This window comes from Paenibacillus radicis (ex Gao et al. 2016) (assembly GCF_014641555.1).
Classification (GTDB): domain Bacteria; phylum Bacillota; class Bacilli; order Paenibacillales; family Paenibacillaceae; genus Pristimantibacillus; species Pristimantibacillus radicis.
Genome location: NZ_BMHY01000004.1, coordinates 94,588 through 116,840, shown reverse-complemented (window position 1 = coordinate 116,840; position 22,253 = coordinate 94,588). Strand labels below are relative to the sequence as shown.

The window sequence follows — 22,253 nt, the reverse complement described above, 5'->3', positions numbered from 1 at the left end:
TTAATGCATAACAGGCCGGGTTTGCCCGTCTTCTGCGCCCTCTTCCGGCGCTTTGGTCCGTTTTACGAATATGCCTAGTACGAGTGCAATAAGCGCGATATAAAAAGCGACTTGGAATGCCCCTTGCATTCCGGCTACCAGCCCTTGCACCGCTTCTTCAGGTGCTGTTGGATTCGATGAAGCTTCTAAATAAGATTTGGTGCCGTTTGAGAAAATACTAATGAATAAGGCCATCCCAATTGCTCCTGAAACCTGCTGCATCGTGTTCATAATCGCTTTCCCGTGCGGATAAAGATGCCTTGGCAGCTGGTTCAGCCCTGTCGTCTGAGCAGGCATCATTATCATGGAAATCCCAATCATCAGAATAACGTGCAGCGCAATTAATGTCCCTTTGCTCGTCTCAAGCCCTATCCCGGAGATCAGATAAAGGGAAATAGCAGTAATGATGAGTCCCGGTACGATAAGCACTCTTGGACCAAATTTGTCGAAAAGCTTGCCCGAAATAGGCGACATAATGCCGTTCACGATACCTCCTGGCATCAACGTCAGTCCTGCTGAGAATGCGGTTAGCATCAAAGCCTTTTGCATATACAGCGGCAAAATCAGTGTCGTCGAGAACAGGGTCATCGTCATGACGATCATAAGAATCGCCGTCAGCGCGAACATCGGATATTTGAACACTCGCAAATCCATCATCGGTTGTTTGGAACTCAGCTGGCGCCAAACGAATAGCAAAAGCGCTGCTCCACCCGCAGCAATGGACCAAAGCACATCATGCTCCGACCAGGAAACCTCGCCGGCTTTACTGAAGCCATAGACGATTCCGCCGAACCCGATGGTTGATAAAAGAATCGATAGCACATCAACCTTCGGCTTAGTTATGTCCGATACGTTTCTTAAATAGAGAAATCCGAACACAAGCGATACGACAACCAACGGTATGACGAGGAAAAACAGCCAATGCCAGCTTAATGAATCAATAATGAGTCCGGACAAGGTTGGTCCGATAGCGGGTCCGAACATTAACACGAGTCCAATCATGCCCATTGCCGCTCCCCGATTATTCGGCGGAAAAATAATTAGAATCGTATTCATCATTACGGGGATCAGCAATCCGGTACCCGCTGCTTGTACAATTCGTCCTACTAATAAAAGCTCGAAAGAATTGGAAAAGCCGCATATTATGGTGCCGACCAGAAACAGCAGCATAGCAGATAAGAACATCTGCCTTGTCGTGAACCATTGCTGCAGCAAAGCCGTTACCGGCACGAGTATGCCAATGACCAGCATATAGACGGTTGACAGCCATTGAATGGTAGACGTCTCGACGCCAAATTGATTCATTAAATCAGGAAATGCGATGCCTAGCAACGTCTCGTTCAAAATCGCGACAAAAGCACCGATAATTAAAGCGGTAATGATGGGCCCTCGTTTGATGGTGCTTAAATCTGCATTACTTTGTTTACTCTCTGCTGCGATCACTTTTTACCTCCCACCTGATGTCTTCCCTGCACCCCTAGTATACAAATGTTTATTTACTCATAAAAAGAGCTAATTATTTGTGGATTAACAATTCAAATTGTATAATCGGAATAACAGATTCACTTATCCCACTTGTATAGGAGAAAACAATTATGGAGCTACAGCAGTTGAAATATTTTGCCGAAGTCGCTAATCAATTGCATTTCGGCCGCGCTGCCGAGCGTCTTCATGCTTCCCAGCAGACGGTCAGCCATCAGATTGGATTGCTGGAGGCCGAGCTCAATCTTAAATTATTCAAACGTACAACGCGCAAAGTGGAGTTAACGCTGGCGGGTGAAGCGCTGCTGGAAGAAGTTCTGCTTGTCTTCAAGCATCTGCAGCGAGGTGTGGACGAGGCGATTCGGGCGGAAGGCGGAAGAAGAGGTAAATTGACGATCGGATATTTCGGAATTATGTTGTACAGCATTTTACCAAGTGTGGTTCGTCTCTATCGCGAGCGATATCCTGATGTTGAAATCGTTATGCAGGAGATGGATTCACTTCTGCTGGAGGAAAAGCTGCTTCAAGGGGAAATCGATATCGGTTTTTCCGTCTACTTAAATGATAAGCATAGCGAGCAAAGTATGAACTGGCTCCCCTACTCCTTAGAGCCTATCGTTATCGCCTTGCCGAAACATCATCATTTGGCAGCGAAAAGCGAAATACATCTATCCGATTTGGCCAAGGAGCCTTTTATCGTGTTGAACCGGAACGATTCACCGATGCTGTTTGACTCCTTCGTTCTGTTTTGCCGGCAAGCTGGCTTCAGTCCCAATATCGTTCAGGAAGCAGCCAGCGACCAAGCTGTCATTGGACTCGTTGCCGCCGGAGTTGGCGTTGCGTTTGTACTGAACTGCATGAGCAAACTATTCGAGAATGATATCAGCTATGTCCCGCTCGCAGAGCCAATGTTTGAAATCGAATTGGCGATCTGCTGGCTCCATAGCAACCAGACCGCACAGGTCGAGCAATTTGTAGATGTGGTGAAGCAATTTTCGTAAACCATAATAAAAAGCCGCGTTATGCGGCTTTTAGAGGTTATCGAAGTATACATTTCCTCTCCTTGATTTGTTCAGTCAAGTTTATCGATTTCCACCCTTACAATCGTTTTCCATGTTTCAGGCAGATGACACTGCATAGCGGGTGTCAAATAAATTTCTCTTCGGTTGCCTTTGATTCGATATCCTTGCTCTTCCGTATAATTTTCTATTTCTTGTAGAGTTAACAGTGTATCCTGGTAATGTCCAACATGAAGTTTCTGAGCACTGATCGTGGAATCTTCTACTACAAACTTGGTCTTAGGTACTGTTTGTCCACGTAAATTCTTCTCAACATTTGCCCTTGCCTCTTCGTAAATTTCCGAAGTGATACAATCTGGAACTTGCATCATATGAGTAATGTTATATTTATCATCATCATTAATACTATGCCAAATAATCTCAGTCGGCATTAACTTAAACTTATATCCAATTGATTTTTTTGTAATTTGTTTTAACTGGTTCACTATTTTCCATACAATCCACTGTTCATCTAATGGTTCTGGGCGTCCAGCCCAGTTCATATGAAAAGTTGTGCTCATTTCCTGGGTTACATATTGCATCTTAGGAACACGCAAAATTTGAACGGGTCCAGGTTTCACAGAGTAAATATCGGGATAAATCTTACGATTATCATGAGTGATAATTTGAGCAGTTTCCAATAGGATTACCTCCTACAAAGTGGTTTCGTATTAACTGTTATTATAAAGCATTCAAGGTATTTATGTAAGACATTTCCATTGGATATTTCCCATCAAAAAACATATATAAAATTAAAATATCCATAATAAAAAGCCGCATTATGCGGCTTTCTAAGCTAAATACGTAATTTTAGAAGCAATCGCTGTTCTCTGCTTTGCCATGGGAACATCCTCAGGGTAGCCGACTCCCAATATGCCGATTACATCATATCCATCCTGGACGCCTAGAATGCTGCGATTATGTGGCAATGCGCCTAATGATGCCCAATATACGCCGGCACCCGCTTCATGCGCAGCTAATAAGAAATTCTGAACGAAACAAGCAGCAGCCATAACATTCTCGTCGCGTTCGAATGAACTGTTCGCAGGTTTCGACAATACTGTAAGAACGACAGGCGCCCCTCCAAAATTCGTTTTGTGATTTAATTTCGCCCGCGTCTCTACTCCGACGAACAGCAGCTCCCAAGGCTCATTCAACCGATGGTTGGGAGCATAACTGGCAGCTTCCAGCCAGCTCATGACGTCGTCTTCACTAACGGGATCAGACTTAAACTGCTTAATACTTCTGCGTTTCTTAATTGCATTAATTATCATCATTAGCTAATACCCCTTTCCCGTTCTCGCCTTCGTTCTCATCTGACTCCTCTGAAGATGCCTCTTGCAATTGAAACAGATGGATAAACTCCTCCATAATCGTTTCTGTTGCTTTTAACTCCCCGCTAATAACCGGTTTAATCGATTCAAACTGCGGATCATTCAATTGACGCTGTAAAGTCGTACGTTTAACCACGAGCGTATCCAAAAATGCGATAGCTCTGCCTCGGCGAAACGTTTGAGCGCTTTTGTGATGATGGCGTCCATGATCCCGGTGCTCCCCGTGATCTCTGTGCCCGCGATTGCCTCTGTGTCCCTGTCCTTCACGCATATGTGTTCCTCCTTTAAGATCGTATACATTTGTATACGCCAATGTTTATGTATACAAATGTATACGAAGTGAATCATTCCTGTCAACTTTTATTTAGAAAACGATTAGAGACAATATCACCTATACAAAAAAAGGCTAACCGAGAAAAAGATCGGTTAGCCTTGAATCCTATTAACGAATGATAAGTTCATATTCTTTGTCGTTCATGGAGATGACAGCTTTAAGCGGTGACGTTCCCGTCTCTACCTCAGTCGGCACCTCTGCCAGATAGAGCAATGTCGCGGTTTTGAGAGGTTCAATTGATGTAATATTCGTGTAAGTGAAATCTGCTCCGCCTTGATCTTCAATGGTTGAGAATGTATTGTACTCATACTTGTCATTATATTTAACCGTAACGTCGGCAAACCTGTCAGCACTTTTACCACTCTCTAACAAGCTTTTAAGCTTAATCGTTATTGCCAAATATGTCGTATCAGGCTCTTTAGCCTCGTAATACGTGTAGAAGGTTCCAGGCTTGGAGGGCTTCACTATTTTAGCAAACTTTGTTCCAGTAACCGTAAATTCAGCAAAATCCGCTATAGTGACTGCTTTATTCAATTCAGCGGCCAAGCCGCTATCCGGCTCTGGAGTCTGTTCCGGCTCTTCTGCTAGGGCTTCCTTTTCAGCAGCCTCATGCTCTTCACTCTCAGGTCCGTTCGCTTGTTTCAGCTTCTCATTCTCTTCTTTTAACGCTGCTATTTCTTGCTTAAGCTGTTTGATTTCTTCATTAGAGCCGTTATTCCCGGATGAACAGCCAGCCAATAAGCTGCCCAAAAGCCCTAGTGTCACGATAAATTGCAATGTCTTCTTTCCCATCTAGCACCTCAATCTAGTATAATATTACCAGTATACACCATAACATTTCTATATTCTACAAATTAACTCTTAATTCGAGTTGCTATACGATTAACTCTCTTATGTCAAATCAAATAGAGTTCAAGTAAAGAGAAAAAAGCTCCCTTTTTCAAGGGAACTTTCTTCGATCCGATTCATACGGTCACACTTTGCCGCCAACGCTTAAATCGAATAGCTTACTTTGCGACCAGCTGCACTTATATCTGAAAGCGCCGGCTTGCCGAGCACTCGCTGCAGTACAAGGTTCTCATAATACGTAAAACCGTTGTCCCGCTCCCTCTGCCGTGCCAATTCGATGCGTACATCCAGTGCAATCTGACCCTCTTCAATAAGGAGTACACGATCAGCCAATGTAACCGCCTCGCTCACGTCATGGGTAACGAGAATAACCGTAAACCCTTCCTCCTGCCATAACCATTCGATCAATTGCTGCATTTCGATTCTTGTCAAAGCATCTAACGCGCCAAGCGGCTCATCGAGCAACAGCAGCTTCGGGCGGCTGGCGAGCGCTCTTGCCAGTGCCACGCGCTGCTTTTGACCGCCGGACAATACGCTTGGCCATTCCGCTCCCCGATCTGCCAGCCCAACCTGCTCCAGCACTTCAGCCGCACGATTGCGGTCATTTTTCGCTCCAATTCGCACATTATCAAGAACGGTCTTCCACGGCAGCAGACGGTGCTCCTGAAACAGAAAACGAGTATGTTCGCCCGGCTTGCCAATCTGCCCGTCGGCATCTCCCCAAATAATTCCGCCGGATGAAGGCGACTCCAGCCCAGCGATCAGACGGAGCAGCGTGCTTTTACCACAGCCGCTTCTTCCAACTATAGCGATAAATTCGCCTTGATTAACCGTCAAATTAATATCTTTCAATACTTGCTTCTCTTTGAATTGCTTCGTCAATCCCCGCAGTTCAAAGCGTGCGCCTCTTTTAGCTTCACTCATTATGCTCCACCCTTCTTAACGTGCGACATAATTCGGGTTCCAGCGCAGCAGCCGCTTCTCTAGCGTTTTCGCCAAGCTGTCCGACAGCTTGCCCAACAGGGCGTAAATGACAACGCTCAAGATGATAACATCCAGCTGCATAAATTCCCTGGCATTCATCGCCATATAGCCGATACCCGATTTGGCTGCTACCGTCTCCGCCACAATTAACGTAAGCCACATAATGCCAAGTGAATATCTGACCCCTATAAGAATAGAAGGCATCGCTCCCGGCAAAATAATATTTTTATACAGGGACAGACGTCCAAGACCGTATACTCTCCCCATCTCTACGAGACCCGGATCAATAGAACGGATGCCATGGAAGGTATTTAGATAAATTGGAAAAAACACCCCAGCAGAAACCAGAAAGAGCTTTGCCTCCTCCCCAATTCCGAACCAGACGATGACAAGCGGAATTAAGGCAAATAAGGGGATGTTCCGAATCATTTGGATGGTAGAATCGGTTACTTCCTCCGATACCCTCCAAAAGCCGTTCAGCAAACCAAGCACAAAGCCAAGTCCGCCCCCTATTAGAAAGCCGCTAATCGCACGAAGTGCACTAATGCCGAGGTTATCCAGCAATTCACCGCTGCGGATTGTCTCAATCAACACTTTGAATACCTCAATTGGCATAGGCATCACATTGCTATCGATCAATTCGAAACCAGTCAATAACTGCCACAGCAGCAGAATAATAATAGGCAGCAGGAGCGGCAATGCTCTCCTCCGTATTTTGTTACCTGCCTTCGTTGATGACATCGTGCTCATTCTCCTTCACTGTTCGCTATTTCAACTCGTCGTCGAACGCGTTCGACCAAATCTGACTGACATCAATTTTACTCGTTAATAGACCAACACTCGTTAATGCATCCGCTACATCCTGCTGAGAAGCAATAGCTTCAGGCGAGGTTGGAATAATTTTAGTTGGCCGTTGCTGTTCCCCGTTATGGTAGGTTTCCAGCGCCTGGGTTACGTCCTGCTTTGTTGCTTTGGCTACAATTTCTGCCCAGTCTTGCTCATGTGCACGCGCCCACTCGTGATATCGGTTAATTCGCTTGAGGTAGTCTACGATCGCGGCATGCTTCAGCGGATCTTCAATGTTGGCCGGAGTAGTCGCGACCGGGAAGTTGCCTGATAAAATGTCTTTGGCAGACGCAAGCGTAGTGGCCCCCTTCTGATGCGAGGTAATAATCGCATTTCCGTAGCTGGCTAACGCATCGACGCTCCCGCTTATCAAAGCGCTAAGACCGTCTGCCGTGGACAATTCGACTGGTTCAATATCATTCCAGGTTAAGCCGGCATTCTCCAATATTTTCAATAAAAAGTAATGGGCGGTTGTCGCTTTGACGTACGCCACTTTTTTTCCTTTCAAGTCTGCAACCGTCTTGATTGGAGAATCTTTCGGAATGACAACTTCCTGCTGTAGAGTAGTTCCCTGGGACACCGCAATGATTTTGAAATTGCCGCCATTTGCCGCTTGTGAAGCGAAGATAGGCGGAATTTCACTCGTTAGCGCGAGATCCAAATGTTTTGCAGCCATCGCCTCTAGTTGCAGATTGCCGCCTTGGAATACTTGATACTCCACTTTATAAGGCGTATCGTCTACGCCTGCTGCTTTGAACCCTTCCTCATAGCTGCCCCAGCCTGTCTGGCCGATAACTAGCGTTACTTTCGTTAAATCCAGCTCTGTACCACCTGCCGATGCCGTCTTTTCCGCATCCGCAGGAACTGTTGTCGCAGCCTTATCATTAGAATTACTTTTAGTATTTGTAGTTTTTGCTTCATTCCCGCACGCACTAATCAGAAGAATAGCCGTCAGAAGTACAATCGTCATTGCACGTTTTTTATAGCGAAAAAGCTTTGTCATATAAACTCTCCCTCTCTATCCTGTCTATTCATTCAAATGGAATGCAGCTTCTCGTACTTGCTGGCCCAACTGGTCCGCATCATGAATCGCCTGTGCCAGCAATTCCTTATTTACAGGAAAGCTGAGCTTGGCCAAAAAGGCTTCCTGCAATTGAATTTTTGCTGCTATCCGTTCAATCTGTTCTCCTGCATTATCCCAAATACCCAGTTGCTCTAACGTTATTGGAAGGTTCAAGCGGTTCAGGAAGGCAGATAAGCTTTCCGCCTCTTCTCTCTTGCCTTCAAGGAACAACTGCGCGATCAGACCAAAGCCTACCTTCTCTCCATGCAAGGAATGATGCGTCTCCGGGACCCAGGTCAGGCTGTCATGAATGATATGAGCAAATCCGCCGCGGCCTCCTTCACCTGCAACACTTCCAACAAGCCCGGCAAGCGCTAGAATAGCATCTGTAACATCAATAAACGCAGAATGTTTTTCGCCTTGCAGCACCGCTTCATAGACTGCAACGCCATACTCTCGAATAATTTCAAGGGCAAGCTCTGCAGTACGTACCCCGATCCGGGCATCCAAAGCGCCCGTTGCACCAGGTGTAATATGAATAGCGGTTTCATACCATTTAACAATCGTATCCGCCAGTCCGGCTGCTAGAAATCTCGCAGGCGCAGCGGCTAGAATCTCTGAATCAGCGAGTACGAACTGCGGTGATTGCTTGAGCGGCAAATAACCGGAAGATCGGCCCTCCTCATCGTACAGAACGGTTAACGCTGACCAGCCTGCACAGGTCGCAGCAATTGTCGGAATCGTAACGACCGGAATTCCGGCTTGCTCCGCTGCAGCCTTGGCGGTATCAAGCGCGCTTCCTCCGCCGATACCTATAATAAAGGAAGCCGTTCCCTTCGCTTTTTCTGCCAAAGTATTGATTTTCGCTTGCGTGCAGCTTCCGCTGAACTCCTGATGCGTATAACGGATTTCCTGTTCGTGCAGTACAGCTGTCACTTGCTCGGAAAGCTGATTCCAAGCCGTCTTTCCGCTAATGATGAACGCCTGCACTCCTAATTCTTTTAGCTTCGAACCGCTTTTTCTGACAATTCCACTCTCATTCCAATAGTGATTGGGAGCTTTTACATGAAGCATGGTTATCCCTCCATAAACATTTCATTTCGTTTAACTAAAAAAAGCCAATGACATATCCGTGTGAAATAAACGGTTTAATCATGGCCTCTGGTGATCCAGTTAGCTGGTGGTATTCAGTTGTTGATTACTGTAGAATGGCTGAAAATTTATCCTGTCCAATGCTCAGACTGTACGCTTTCGTAGTATGAATCGGCCAGCGCCCTGACTCCTCGAGCAATTTGCTCCATAGAGCAATAGCTGAAGCAAAGTCTTAGATAATTTGAACCTTGCCCATCATGGAAAAAGGCATTGCCTGCTACAAAGCTGACTCCTTTTGTGATGGCCAGCTGATAGAAATCATTGACATTAATCGATTCCCCGAACTTTACCCAGATAAAAAAACCGCCGTCTGGAACATTGACTTCGATATCGCTTCCTAAAGCGGCTTCCAGTTCCCCAATCATCAGATCTCGCTGCTCCCGATACCTGTCAGTCAGGCGATTAACCTGCTCGTCGAAATCGTATTCTTCAAGCAGCTCTCCAACAATTTCTTGCGTAAAGGGATTCAACTGACTGCCAAGCGATAACGTCGCTAGATATCCAATTGCTTCGGTGGAGGCAATGATCCAGCCTAAGCGCAGACCTGGCCCCAACGTCTTGGAAAAGGTGCTGACATAAATCACTCGTTCAGGAGCAAAGGTGTAGACCGCGGGGCGAGATTCGCCGCTTATGTTGAGCTCAACATAAGCATCATCCTCAAGAATGAAGAAGTTGTAATCCACTGCAAGCTTAGCTAGCTGTTGTCTTCTTGGCGTTGACAACGTCGCTCCCGTTGGATTATGGTAATTCGGCATGATATAAACGAGCTTAGGCAATGCTTCGCCGGCAGCCACAGCTGCTAATAATGCAGCTTCAAGCTCATCCACACGAAGTCCTTCTTCATCGACTGGAAAGGAACGAATCGAAGCCCCAGCAGCTCGGAAGGATTGAAGCGCATTGAAGAATGTCGGACGTTCCACCCAGACCTCGTCGCCAGCAGTCAGCAGTATGCGAGAAGTCAGATCAATCCCTTGAATCGCTCCGAAGACTGGCAGGAAGTTAGCGGCTGATGCTTCAATTCCTACCTTTTTCACCCGGTTCAAGACCCAGTCGCGCACACGCCCGGGGCCGATCGCCCCCGTATAATGAAGGGCATCTGATCGTTCCCGCTGCAGCGCATTACCCGCAGCAGCTTGCAGCTCTTGGACGGGCAGCAAATCTGTGGCTGGAAAACCGTAAGACAAATGAATATGTCCAGGATTCGAAATCCTTGTTCCTCCTATGGAGGGCGCCGGAAGATGACGCGAGAATAATGAGGCCTCTATTGACTTGCTCAATGTATGGTTCCCCCTTCAACAATTCCAATTAAACCAATGTTTTTTGTCATGATTAACTTATCACCGCTTCCAATCTTAGTCAATAACCCTCCTTATAGAGTATTTCTATTAATGGTTTCAATATTTCTTAATAATTTCCATTTTTGATCTTTGTACAAGAGAGCTTGCCTCCTACTCAGCTCACTGCTTAAACTAATAACGTTCTGGCTGATTACAAATTTCATGAAGACGGGTAGAATAGCACAGCTTTCGATCATTAATGACTCAAGCTTCAATTAGAAACCTAAAGCTCTTGACGGAATTTCTATTACAATTAGACCCAGCCAGCTCTTACAGCATGTCCTATGTGAGTGTTACAGATGTAGATGCGGTGTACAACGAGTTTTGCAAAATCTAAAAAAAGCTTATCAAAGATTCCTTCCAAGGGGCTTCCCAGATTAACAAAGCTCAATAATCTGTCCGTAGACCGCCGATTCAACCTGATCGATAGCTAAAATTGGATATGGATCCCGTACGCAAGTCCTCCACGATTCTAACAAAAAAAGAGCCGTGACTGCCTGCTTTTTGGCAAGCCGTCACAGCCCTTCCACTTCTCTTATGTCAGCCGCGGCGATATTTTCCTCCAAATATTTCTCGCGCTTTGTACCGGGGATTGGCACGATATTATCGCCTTTATGAAGCAGCCAGGCCAATGCAATTTGACCAACTCCGGCTCCACATTCCGCTCCCATAAGGAATATTCACTCTGCAGCGCTGATACGGGATGCACCGCATATCTTTCATACTCATCATTTTATCTTGACCGAACGAAAAGTTCTTAACCATTTCTGCAAAGAAATTGCCTAATCATGCAATCTTATATCTAGATTAAAACCAAAAAAAACCGCAATTGCGGTTTTTTAGCTGGTCACCGAATCGTATCACTCTTCGGCTCCCCGACTTGATTGATGTTAGTGCCGCTTGGTTTCCCCGCAGTCATTAACGTCCTTGATCCCCAAGCAGCTCCGAGCAGCGCAATTCCCGTCAGCAGAAAAACGTAAGGGATATCCATCCAGCCGCCAAGAAAACCGCCTAGCAGCGGGCCTACCACAATGCCGAATTGACTGGCAGATTGACTAAGACTGACCGCCCTGCCGCGGAAATCGCGATCCGCATAGTGGATGATCAAGGCATTCAAGGCTGGATATACCGCCGCAAAAAAGAGGCCGTACCCAAACCGCAAGAAGCCGAACGGAACCAAGCTTTGCGTCACGAGCTGCAGCAGATTTCCGATACCGCCGCCAACCAATCCGATAAACAACGTTTTACCGTAACCGATCCGGCCGCCGATTTTTCCCCACCACGGCCCCATGATGACGGTAGCGATCCCAATTGCTGAAAAAACAATTCCTGAGCTCAGCGTCGCCTTCTCGATTGATCCTCCTATTTGCACCACGTAGATCGTCAATAACGGCTCAATAATCAATACAGAGGTGGAGACGAGCATAATTAGTCCGTAAACTTGCAATAAACGCGGATTAGCAGCCGCTCTTTTCAAATCCTGCCTAATACTGCTTTGGGAGTCCATTTTACGTTCGTGAACTTCCTTGACCCCCAGAACGATAACAGCGGAGATCAGTGTAATGATGCCTGATGCAATGAAACATCCGCGCAATCCGATCCATTGGCTCAGTATGCCGCCCATAAGCGGACCCAGAATACCGCCGGCAGCCGTCGATGTCGAGATAACACCGAGTGCATAACCGACATGCTTTTCTGGTGTATTGGTACCTACTAACGCTATTGATGCAGGAGTGAAGCCCGCCATCAGCCCTTGGAATATGCGCACCACAATGAACATGATAGGATCTTGAACAAAAAAGTTAGCCAGATGGGCAACACCCAGCCCCACGCCTGAGCGAACCAGCATCAGCTTGCTGCCATATCTGTCAGCCAGCGAACCCCAAAAAGGCGCACAGAGACCGCTAATCAGAAAACTAATGGAAATGGAAATGCCGGACCAAGCTTCCAACCCGCTTTTAACCCCTAAATCCTGTTGCAGAAACAAAGGAAAAAACGGTACGGAGAGCGTGTACGACATATGATTGAGAAACAGTCCCAGCCATAGAATATATAAATTGCGCTTCCAATGCAGCATATTGCCTGTCCCCCATTCATACGCTGCATCCTGATGTTCAGCGCCTTAAGACGTCCGATCGTATGAACCTGCCTATTCCGTCATTGCTACACTTAGGCTAAACCGTTTGAGCAGCCGAACGGCTGATTATCAGATCTCCCTCGATTTGTTGCGGATTTTTAAGCAGGTTAAATATCGGGCATACCTGTTCGATCGCTTCGTGGAGCGCCTGTAGCTTCTCCTCCGATTCATCGGATTGTATGAACAACTTATAACGAATGTTGTGAGGATAGATCGGCACATCCTCATAGCCAGGCTTGCCAGCTAGCGGGTTCATCTCGCCTTCAACCGTCACCTCAAGGGAGTGAAGAGAAACTTCTCTCTCGGCAGCTTGAATTAAGGCGATATGCGTCAGGCAGCTTCCAAGTACGCCAAGCTGAAGCTCTGGCGAAGATGGACCCAGATTATAGCCTGCAAAGTCGGGCGGGCTGTCACTAATGACTTGAAAATCGCGAATTCGGATTTCCCGGACACCGCTACGTCCTGCTGCTTTTACGCTAGCGCTAATCTTGGAAACCGCTTGATCCCCTTTTTGCTCGAAATACGCCTTTCGTGCGTATATAGCCTTTCTCTTCTGCTCCAAATATTCATTTAAAGTTCCCATATGCTTGCCCCTTTCAAATTAAACATAATTATTCCCATGGTTAAAGTGTGTTATTAATCTAAATATAGGCTAAGCTGTGTACACTGTATAATAGAAAAGATTGATAAGCGTATTTAACATCTTATATGACAAAGAAACCGGCGAATTCTCCACTGGAGATTCGCCGGTTTCCGATTGCAAGGAACAACGTTCAGCTAGTAGCGTTTAAAGTAGAGACTCGGAGCACCGTAACCGAGTGAATAAGCCGATTGACTTCTTATCAGCTCTCGAGGGCCCCATTTGGATATAATTTCAATAGGATTTCCCGATGCATCCCATTTCGTCACTTTCGCAAAGTGATAACCTGGATAATAAATGGCGTCCACATAAGGCATTATTGTTGTTGATGACTTGCTAAAGGTACCCCCGGGCCTCGATGCAAACCTTCCCTGGCGTTTCATGAAATCGATAATATCATTGTCATATCCTTGACTAGGTTGGGCAAATGCATGAAGAGTTCTATTGTCCACAATATAATCGTAACACATCAGATCATCATTCGCTGGGCCAACAAAGCTGTTATCGGTGAGGGAATTGTAATAGAAGGTTGAATCCTCTTGCTGGTATTCGCTGAGCGTATTTAGCGTCACGTAAATTTGCTCAGAGACAACAACCTTAGAGGGTCCCGCATAGCTATTCGGATAAGTGACCGTAATATTAAGCGTTGGCTTCTGCGTTCCTCTTGGATCATAGAAGTCGTTAAATGTATAGTTCATCGAATAATTGCCGCCCCACCCCGTAGGCGAGAGCGTGCCCAGCGTTGTCGTACCGCTGCTCGTTGTGACAGTGGCTACTACTGAAATCGGGTTGCCTTCTGCCCATGCCGTTAATTGATGTGTACTGCCCCTTAATATATAAGCTGAGCCTGGTCCGCTTTCATATCCGTTCGTATAGTAAAATGCCCCTGGCCCGCCAGCATATACAAGCCCCGGTGTCTCCGCAACAATCTCCATCTGTGACAGCGAAATATTGCTTGTACTCCCAGTATAATCGTACATATAGAGATAATAGTCTCCGTCTAAATAATTGGAGTAGCTGGAATAAGTATTAAAAATCATGTCGTACATCGACTGGCCATCCGGGGAAGATGGCGTAATCTTGGAGATCGCGAACCGGTAATTCGTACTTCCGGAGTTGCGGATTTTATAGCGGTAATTGTCGAAATGCACCTTATAGCGCCGCTCATTGTTCGCATAACGAATCGGTGAATGCCCTGTCGGATAAGTGGCGTAAATCGTCTCTCGTCCGTTCTGAACCATCAAGGTCCCGCCGCTGTACCAGGCGATCTGTCCGGGCAAGGCAAACGCACCCAGCGGAATCGAGCTTAACCCGGTCAGCAAAGCAAGGAATATAAATGCTCTTCTTAATCCCTTCATTATTTAACTCTCCTTCGAGAACTAGATTATGAAACCCCTTACATAATAAGCTAGAAAATGTAAAAATAATAGGGAGCTTTGAACCATTTAAATTCCGACAAACAGCCTTGCTGGAACATGTGTTAAGCTGGCAATCAGAAGCACTGCCAGAACGACCGTACACATACACAGAGGGAGCATGATGTCGTCAAACCGGACACCCTGCTCCCTCTCGGAAAAGCAAATTAATTTTCTACGAAAACCTGCTGCGATATGCGAAGTTCACTATCAATGCTGTAGCTGCATCCAGCTTCATATTCGAACGGCGCAATACGACCGGCTTGTCTCAGCACAGTACTTCCGGAAGCAAACGCATGTACTACTGCTCCTGCCATACGGCCTTCTGACCAGATGAGATCAACCTCTAACGCGCCTCTCGCCCGAAGGCCGCTGTATTGGCCCGAAGACCATTTTACCGGCAGCGCGGGCAGCAGGTGCAGTTCTCCTGCATGGCTCTGAAGCAGCATATCTGCAATGGCGGCCGTTCCGCCGTAGTTGCCGTCGGCCACATAAATAGCAGCCTCAGCCCCTCCAATGCCCGGCTTGGAGAAGGATAACAAATTATCAAAGCATAATTGCCCAACTAGATGCGAGATTTGCTCATACGCCCGCTCCCCGTCATGCAGCCGGGAGAAACAGCCAGCGAATGCCGCTACAGTGAACTCAACATCCTCATGATTGTTGCTCGATTGACGATTGTCCAAAGTAACCCTTGCAGCTTCACTGAGCTCAGGTGTAAGCTGTGGCGTGATCCGATAGGCCGGACACAAGCTATGCAAATGCGACAAATGACGATGCTCAGGCTGTGCCTCTTCATAATCCTCCAGCCACTCTTGCAATTGGCCATTCCTTCCGATCTGCAGCGGCGGGAGCTTCCCAATTGCCTGTCTCAATTGCTGTTGTAACGCCTCATCGAGTCCGAGCTTTTCAGCCGTTTCCAGACAAAATTCGAACAAATCGCTCACCAGCACCTGATCGAGCGTCGTTCCCATCGATAAGTGATTATGCAGCTTGCTGCCTACTGCTGCGTGGAAACTATTTTCCGGTGAGATCGAAGGTCCTGTTACCAGCCAATCGAGCTTAGGATGAAGCACCATGTAATCGAGGAAAAATGCAGCGGCTTCTTTCAAAATCGGATAAGCCGTCTCGCTCAGAAATTTCTCGTCCAATGTAAATTCATAATGATCCCGAAGATGGAGTGCAATCCACAATCCGCCTGTCACATTCAATCCCCAAGTCGTTTGCCAGGCCGGTGCCGAGAAGCCCCAGGCATTCGAAACCGTATGCGCTACCCAGCCCTCACAACCGTAAAAGTCCTTTGCCGCCGATTTCCCGTTCTCCGACAGCATCTTAATATAGCGCATCAAAGGAAGATGAGATTCGGACAAATGTGTCGTTTCCGTCGGATAGTAATTCATCTCAATATTAATATCCAGATGGTAGTCGCACGTCCAATCCATTCGGCATGCTTGATCATCATTCAAGAAGCCTTGGAGGTTCAACGGAAGAGGAGAATCCTCCCTCGCACCACAAATCGTCAAATAGCGTCCATATTGGAAAAACAAGGCATACAGTGCCGGGTCTTCGTCATGACCTTCTGCCAGCAGACGTACTCGCTCATCAGTCGGCAGAAGACGCTGCTCCGACTCGCCAAGCTCAAGCTTCACACGGCTATATAAGCTGTAGTAGTCTGCAATATGATCCGCTCTAAGCTTGTCATAACCTTTCGCTTGCGCAAGGCTGATTCTATTGCTAGCGGCATATCTCCAATCTTCACCAATAAAGCCATAATCGGTTTCGATGGCAAAATAAAGAACCGCTTCTCTCGCATTCACAACTTCTATTGTCCCGGAATCGCCTCGGATAGTTCCACCGCCGATAGCCTGCACACGAATTCCGCCCTGACAGCTCACGCCGCATTCGCCATCGCTGTGAATCCGCTCAAGTGCTTGTCCCTTGAAGTTCAGCACTTCTCCTTCCGGCTCGTTCCAGCTCTGGAAAAAATCCGTTTTCCCGTTCAACCGAACCGAGAATGAGATGCCCTCAGGCAGGTCGCTCCATAGCCGGCATACGATCACGCCGTCCGCATGAGAAGCGAATAGTTCACGATGAATTGCCGTCCCCTTATGCTCATAAGTGGTCGTTGCAATGGCGGACTCCAGATTAAGCTCGCGAACAACTTTTTCCCCTTCATTCGCAAACTCCAGCACAACATCGCATACCGGCAAGTTCGTGCCGAAGTTGCCTTTGGATGGCTGCAACAGCTGCTGGGCAGCCTTCTCTCCTTCCTGGTAGTCATCTTCGAAAAAATATTGCCGGAGGCGTGTCAAATCTTCTTTACCCGTAGAACCACTAGGTATCGGCTCCTGTTTCCCTGACCAGTAAGTCAATTCTGTAATGTTCCAAATCTCTCGTTGAGCGCCGCCATAAACCATTGCCGCTGCTCTTCCGTTCCCGACGGGGAGCCCTTCCGACCATTTGACTGCCGGTTTGTCATACCATAACTTCAATTCACTCACTTGTTGTTTCCTCCCAGATGAAGATTATTGCCATGAAATATTAACGACATAAATTATAAATTCTCAAGCCTGTTCTCTTCCATGCTCACATCGCTGCAAGCGACAAGGTGTATCGCATCTTCAATAGTAACGAGAGAAGCTCCTGCGCGAACTGTATTCCGTTTGAAAGCCAATGATCGTGTGCTTTTGGCCTCCAGTACGAGCGTCTCCTGCGTCGGCAGAACGAATATATTGTATAAAATCATTACATTCTCATGGACCGGCTCGCTTTGTTCTGTTTCTTCGTTTTCTGGTGCTATAGCAATGATGGGAAGTCCAGGACCACCGCATTCGATAAACTGATTTTCACGTATCATGAGGTTTTCAACCCGGCCGGATTCGTACCAGTAAGCCGCATCATCTGCTATCAGGACAGCACTCATTTTCAGCCGGTCAAATACGTTGCCGGCAATGACCACCTTCCGTCGCGTTGTTACGAGAATACCCCTCGTAGGAATGCGGGCGAAATAATTGTCACGAATTTCGACCTCTGGCGTCCACGTTACATTCTCTAGAACATCCCCTTCCTCAACTCCGCCAGGAACGGGATGCTCCAAAGTCAGTAACAGCTCTCGCCTATTTAACATTTCCGCATGTATGACTTTGCTGCTAGCAAACGGCTTCAATGAGCGTCTGCGGACGAATTCAATCTCATCTCCTGCATAGAATGCTTCAAATCCATAGGTTTGAGCATGCATGAAACGAACAACAACCTGGTTCGGAGAAGGTTGAGCGACAATTCTAAGATGTGTACCGTGAACATTTACGACATCATCATGAGAGCCAACGAATCGGCTGTTCTTAATTTCAATCTTCCCTCTGCAGCCCGACAAATGGACAAAGTCGGCAAAAGCAGCCACTGAGCGGCATGTTTCCATGCGCGGCGATAGATCCAGCTGGCTAAAGCTCAGATTCTCACTGTATTGACCGACGATTCCGAGCCCATGCATGAAATGAAGACTGACATTCATGAGCTGGACGTCCTTGCTCCGGTGAATAAACATCCCGACCTGATCCCGGATTCCGTCACGAATCTGCAGCCGCCACTTTTTCGACAAAGGCTCTTTTGGAAACTGTTCATAATGAAAGCGAAGCCGTCGCGGAGACAGCTCTTCGATACGGGATGCTTGTTCAAGCACATTATCCATCCGCCAGGTCGTATTCGTTGACAGATCGCAAGCTTGCATCAACCCTTCGAAAAACTGCCAGTTTTCGCCCACCCAGGTAAGCTTGCCTTCTCGAAAGAAGTAATGAGAATCCGGATGGACGACGACATCGATGAAGTCCTTTCCCAAGTCTTCAATCTTCATCTCGACAACTGTAGGGCGCGCAAAATCCGTTCTCAGGTTCTGAATGACGATTGCTTCGCAATGGTCCATTGCAAACATCGTCACTTTTCCGTGAAACATAAATAAAGCACCATTGCCGTCCAACGTGAAATTACGCAGTTCCTTCATGAAGATTGCAATCGTCTTGAGAGGATTGGGATTCTCCTCTTCACTCGCTGTATTCGTAATGTAATAAATCGCTTTGTCAGCCGTTTCTGCGTAGAAATCATAACGGCCCGGCTCCAAAATGAGCCGCACAGCTGACTTCATTGCAGCAGCCGCTTCAATGGCTCTGCGCATAGCTGGTCCGGCATCTTCGCCGGAATCCGGTCTGCCGCCAAAGTCCCTGAACCATAAATCTGCTTCTACTGCTTGTTCATTTTGATTAGCAGACATTGCCTCTACTCCTCTTGCTGCCTAACTTTATGCTTCAGGCCGATTCCTCGCCCAGCAGCAGTTCCATAATATACATCTCAAGCGCCTCATAATCTCGGGCTGCGCGGAACTGATCCACCTTTTCCCGGTTCAGCCGCCGCACTTTGTTTTCCAGCAGCTTGGTCATTCGCAGACTATTCTCCAAGTGACGGAACGATTGATCTACAGATTGGGTTCTCATCGCTTTCACATCCAGCCCGACGAACTCCCCGTTTTTGCCGTATTGATGATCGGTCAATACCTTCACTTGATTGAACGCGGAACGAAGATTTTCCACGCCAAACGCTTTATCCTGATCATATCGAAGACCGTTCTGATCATTCAGATGGACACCCCATAATTTACCGTGCGCCAGACCAAACCCCATCTCGATCGCAGGCTCCAGCCCCGCCAATACAGCGTGCGCGGATTCAAGCAAAGCGCCAACTCTGGATGAGTCATTCGTACCCGCCGCGAACCCGAGAACATGTCCAACAGTTGGCAGGAAGCTGCGGTCGATCGGTTCATTAGGCTTTGGCTCAATCAGGATACGCACGTTAGGATCGTACGCCAGCATCGCATTAACGGCCTCCCGCAATCTCACCATGCTCTCTACTGGATCTTTACTTTCCAGACATAACGTTCCTTCCCGTGCCAGCCATAACACGATCCGATTGGTTCCCAGCTCCTTGGCAATATCGATCGATCGAAACGCCCGCCATAACGCGAACTCTCTATCGCTTTGGGAATTGGACGTAAAGCCGCCATCAACCGTCCGCGGGTCGATCCAAAGCCTTGGCGCGACAAATTCCGCTTCCAGCCCCTGTTCATCTAGAAAGGCCTTGACCTCGGCTGCACGAGAGATAATCTGCTTCTCCGAAAGGTCGTTCATGTCTGGAACCGCGTCATCATCATGAAATTGAATGCCTTCGAATCCCATTTCCTTGAACTTCTTGAGTTTAGTATCAAACGATAAAGACGGTCTGACATCCGGACCAAATGCGTCCGCACCTTCATGAACATTCCAAGGACCTACCGAAAATTTGAATAATGACATATCTAATCGACTCCTTTTTTTCCAATCATTTATTTGAAAAATAACCTGTCGTCATAGCTGCGTACTAATGCAAATTTTCTAATAGGAAACGTTAAGCCATCTTCGTTCGATGTTTGACCGCTCTATCGTCTCCAGAATAACTTGATTGCGGTAACCATCTTCGAAGTTCGGAGAAGGTACGGTTCCCGTTGATATACTTCTCATCAGCTCATGTATGAGATTAATAAAGGTATGTTCATAACCAATTCCGTGTCCTGCCGGCCAGTAGGCTTTAGCAAAAGGATGTTCGACTTCCGTGCAATCGATCGTGCGGAACCCCTGCATCCCCCGCGGATCATCCTCTAAATACAGCTCGAGCTGATTCATATTTTCCATATCCCACCGGATCGATCCCTTTGAACCATTGATCTCCATCCGGTTGCCGTTGCGATTTCCTCTTCCGAACCGGGTCGCTTCGAATACGCCTAGCGCTCCATTCTCAAACCTTGCCAATGCCGCCGTTGCATCATCAACGGTTACATCGCCCTTACTATCGCTATCTACTGTTGCGCTTAACCCGCCAGTCATTTCTCCAATTGGTCTTTGCTTAATAAATGTCTCCATCATGCCCGATACTTCGCTGATCTCTCCGACCAAAAAACGTGCTAGATCGATAGAATGCGCCATTAAGTCTCCAAGCGCTCCCGATCCGCCAATTTCCTTGCGAAGACGCCAGACGAGCGGGAAGCCCGGGTCCATGATCCAATCCTGCAAATACTGTGCCCGAAAGTGATAGATAGAACCAAGCGCGCCTGTCGAAATTAAATGCTTGGCATATTGAATGGCGGGTGCAAACCGATAATTGTACGACACCATGTGAATGACGCCAGCCTTCTGAACCGCATCCAGTATTTCTTTGGCCTCTTGAACGTTCAGGGCGAGAGGTTTCTCGCACAGTATGTGTTTTCCCGCCTTAGCGGCTGCGATTGCGATTTCCGCATGCATATGATTGGGAGTTCCAATATCGATGACATCGATATCATCTCTCTCCAGCAGCCGGCGCCAATCTGTCTCATAAGATTGCCAGCCCAGCTTTTCCGATGCGAGCTTAACCGCCTGCTCGTCCCTCCCTACCATTGTCTGCAATACGGGCTCCGTATCCAGATCGAAGTAAAAGGGGACATCTCTGTAGGCATGGCTATGTGCTTTGCCCATAAATTTGTAACCGATCATGCCGATACGTACCTTCTTCATGTCTCGTTTGCCGCCTGAATATTCACTCATAAATTCCCCTCCATTTAACTTAGGATTAAACAAGGTGAAGTCAGCCTATAAAGCTTCCAATTGTCATCCCTATGCGTAATCTGGCTGTGTAAGAACAATGATGAATGTTAACGAGTCGTTGACTTTGAAAGCGCTCACTTTCGGCTTATCATTAAATATAATGAATTTTACAGAGGAATTCTTTATCGAAGACGCTTATTATTTATCTAAAACTCGGATAATGAGATTTGATTGTGAAGATAACTGTTTCTTTCGTTTCATTTCGTCATCTATCGACAAAAAAGCCAACCCCTGTCACATGACTGGTAGTTGGCTTCTCCGATTTGTACCCCATAATCATTTAATATAACCCTTAATCATTGGCATAATCTTGATCGCAAATTGCTGTGGCGTTTCTGTTCTCCGATCCCGGCTCCAACGATACGTACTGCCATAAATGGACCAGGTCAGCATGTTAGCCGCTAACTCCAGTATATCTTTTTGCGTTTCTTCACAATTATTGCCCATCATTTGCAAAATGAAAATTTCCAATTGTGCGATGATGCTCTTTTCTACAAGTGAAGCTACCGTATCATAGTTCTTCATGCACCGTTTATTGGATGCCTCATGATATTCACATAAACCAATAATGATCGACGTAACGGTTTCTTCCGTAAGGTCAGCCTGTTTATCTACTCGCCGGTAGATAAACTCGATAAAGCTGCTGGATAAATACTCTTCAATAAGCGCGTACTTATCTGGAAAATGAGCATAAAATGTCGCTCGATTGATCGTAGCCTGCTTCGAAATATCACTGACTGTAATAGAGTGGAAGTCCTGTTTACCAAGCAAAAGTACAAATGCATCTATAATAAGCTGACGCGTTCGAATGACCCGCGGATCCTTCAGATTAACCTCCGTGGTTAACATGATTTCTTCCCCTCTTTTCTACTACTTTTAATATCTTCATATTATAGACAACCGCAGCTTTTCCGACAACTG

Annotated in this window: 19 protein-coding genes and 1 pseudogene; 1 reads left to right on the top strand and 19 read right to left on the bottom strand. The window is 46.9% G+C overall.

Annotated elements, in window-relative coordinates:
- Entirely contained in the window at window positions 1-1,437 is a 1,437-nt protein-coding gene (locus IEX98_RS12105; RefSeq protein WP_374705343.1) for a DHA2 family efflux MFS transporter permease subunit, read from the bottom strand.
- 197 nt (window positions 1,438-1,634) lie between these two features.
- Here IEX98_RS12105 and IEX98_RS12100 point away from each other — a divergent pair, with 197 nt between their 5' ends.
- Complete coding sequence (locus tag IEX98_RS12100) at window positions 1,635-2,522, top strand: LysR family transcriptional regulator (protein WP_188889456.1); 888 nt, start codon at window positions 1,635-1,637, stop codon at window positions 2,520-2,522.
- Window positions 2,523-2,593: 71 nt separating this feature from the next.
- Here the strand turns inward: IEX98_RS12100 and IEX98_RS12095 are convergent, their stop codons facing one another.
- From IEX98_RS12095 to IEX98_RS12010, 18 genes and pseudogenes are all read right to left on the bottom strand, one after another.
- The gene (locus IEX98_RS12095) at window positions 2,594-3,220 is read right to left on the bottom strand and encodes a hypothetical protein (protein WP_188889455.1); all 627 of its coding nucleotides are present in this window, start codon (window positions 3,218-3,220) and stop codon (window positions 2,594-2,596) included.
- A 150-nt stretch (window positions 3,221-3,370) separates the two neighbouring features.
- Entirely contained in the window at window positions 3,371-3,856 is a 486-nt protein-coding gene (locus IEX98_RS12090; protein WP_188889454.1) for a nitroreductase family protein, read from the bottom strand.
- A complete protein-coding gene (locus tag IEX98_RS12085; RefSeq protein ID WP_188889453.1) occupies window positions 3,843-4,184 on the bottom strand; it encodes a hypothetical protein in 342 nt (113 codons plus the stop codon). Before IEX98_RS12085 ends, IEX98_RS12090 begins: the two co-directional genes overlap by 14 nt.
- A 171-nt stretch (window positions 4,185-4,355) precedes the next feature.
- Window positions 4,356-5,039 carry a bZIP transcription factor gene (locus IEX98_RS12080; RefSeq protein ID WP_229692141.1) on the bottom strand — a complete coding sequence of 228 codons (684 nt, stop codon included), beginning with the start codon at window positions 5,037-5,039 and terminating at the stop codon, window positions 4,356-4,358.
- 201 nt (window positions 5,040-5,240) lie between these two features.
- On the bottom strand, window positions 5,241-6,020 hold the full coding sequence (locus tag IEX98_RS12075; RefSeq protein ID WP_188889452.1) for an ATP-binding cassette domain-containing protein: 780 nt from the start codon (window positions 6,018-6,020) through the stop codon (window positions 5,241-5,243).
- 15 nt (window positions 6,021-6,035) lie between these two features.
- A complete protein-coding gene (locus tag IEX98_RS12070) occupies window positions 6,036-6,821 on the bottom strand; it encodes an ABC transporter permease subunit (protein ID WP_229692140.1) in 786 nt (261 codons plus the stop codon).
- A gap of 25 nt (window positions 6,822-6,846) precedes the next feature.
- Window positions 6,847-7,929 carry an ABC transporter substrate-binding protein gene (locus IEX98_RS12065; protein ID WP_229692135.1) on the bottom strand — a complete coding sequence of 361 codons (1,083 nt, stop codon included), beginning with the start codon at window positions 7,927-7,929 and terminating at the stop codon, window positions 6,847-6,849.
- A gap of 24 nt (window positions 7,930-7,953) precedes the next feature.
- Window positions 7,954-9,063, bottom strand: a complete 1,110-nt coding sequence (locus tag IEX98_RS12060; RefSeq protein WP_188889450.1) for an iron-containing alcohol dehydrogenase family protein — start codon at window positions 9,061-9,063, stop codon at window positions 7,954-7,956.
- A 146-nt stretch (window positions 9,064-9,209) separates the two neighbouring features.
- Window positions 9,210-10,418, bottom strand: a complete 1,209-nt coding sequence (locus IEX98_RS12055; RefSeq protein WP_188889449.1) for an aminotransferase-like domain-containing protein — start codon at window positions 10,416-10,418, stop codon at window positions 9,210-9,212.
- 596 nt (window positions 10,419-11,014) lie between these two features.
- Window positions 11,015-11,119: pseudogene (locus IEX98_RS12050) on the bottom strand (aldo/keto reductase); the annotation flags it as partial.
- A gap of 206 nt (window positions 11,120-11,325) precedes the next feature.
- Window positions 11,326-12,555: an MFS transporter gene (locus tag IEX98_RS12045; RefSeq protein ID WP_188889448.1), complete on the bottom strand. Its 1,230-nt coding sequence runs from the start codon at window positions 12,553-12,555 to the stop codon at window positions 11,326-11,328.
- Between the two features lie 97 nt (window positions 12,556-12,652).
- Window positions 12,653-13,198: an OsmC family protein gene (locus IEX98_RS12040; protein ID WP_188889447.1), complete on the bottom strand. Its 546-nt coding sequence runs from the start codon at window positions 13,196-13,198 to the stop codon at window positions 12,653-12,655.
- Between the two features lie 194 nt (window positions 13,199-13,392).
- Window positions 13,393-14,613: a hypothetical protein gene (locus IEX98_RS12035; protein WP_188889446.1), complete on the bottom strand. Its 1,221-nt coding sequence runs from the start codon at window positions 14,611-14,613 to the stop codon at window positions 13,393-13,395.
- Window positions 14,614-14,837: 224 nt separating this feature from the next.
- Window positions 14,838-17,171 (bottom strand): glycoside hydrolase family 95 protein, encoded by a 2,334-nt coding sequence (locus IEX98_RS12030; protein ID WP_188889445.1) that lies wholly within the window; start codon window positions 17,169-17,171, stop codon window positions 14,838-14,840.
- Window positions 17,172-17,224: 53 nt separating this feature from the next.
- Complete coding sequence (locus tag IEX98_RS12025) at window positions 17,225-18,934, bottom strand: alpha-1,3-galactosidase-related protein (RefSeq protein ID WP_188889444.1); 1,710 nt, start codon at window positions 18,932-18,934, stop codon at window positions 17,225-17,227.
- 34 nt (window positions 18,935-18,968) lie between these two features.
- Entirely contained in the window at window positions 18,969-20,009 is a 1,041-nt protein-coding gene (locus IEX98_RS12020) for a TIM barrel protein (protein WP_188889443.1), read from the bottom strand.
- A 78-nt stretch (window positions 20,010-20,087) separates the two neighbouring features.
- The gene (locus tag IEX98_RS12015; protein ID WP_229692133.1) at window positions 20,088-21,272 is read right to left on the bottom strand and encodes a Gfo/Idh/MocA family protein; all 1,185 of its coding nucleotides are present in this window, start codon (window positions 21,270-21,272) and stop codon (window positions 20,088-20,090) included.
- Window positions 21,273-21,608: 336 nt separating this feature from the next.
- The gene (locus IEX98_RS12010; protein ID WP_188889442.1) at window positions 21,609-22,181 is read right to left on the bottom strand and encodes a TetR/AcrR family transcriptional regulator; all 573 of its coding nucleotides are present in this window, start codon (window positions 22,179-22,181) and stop codon (window positions 21,609-21,611) included.
- Window positions 22,182-22,253: the final 72 nt, after the last annotated feature.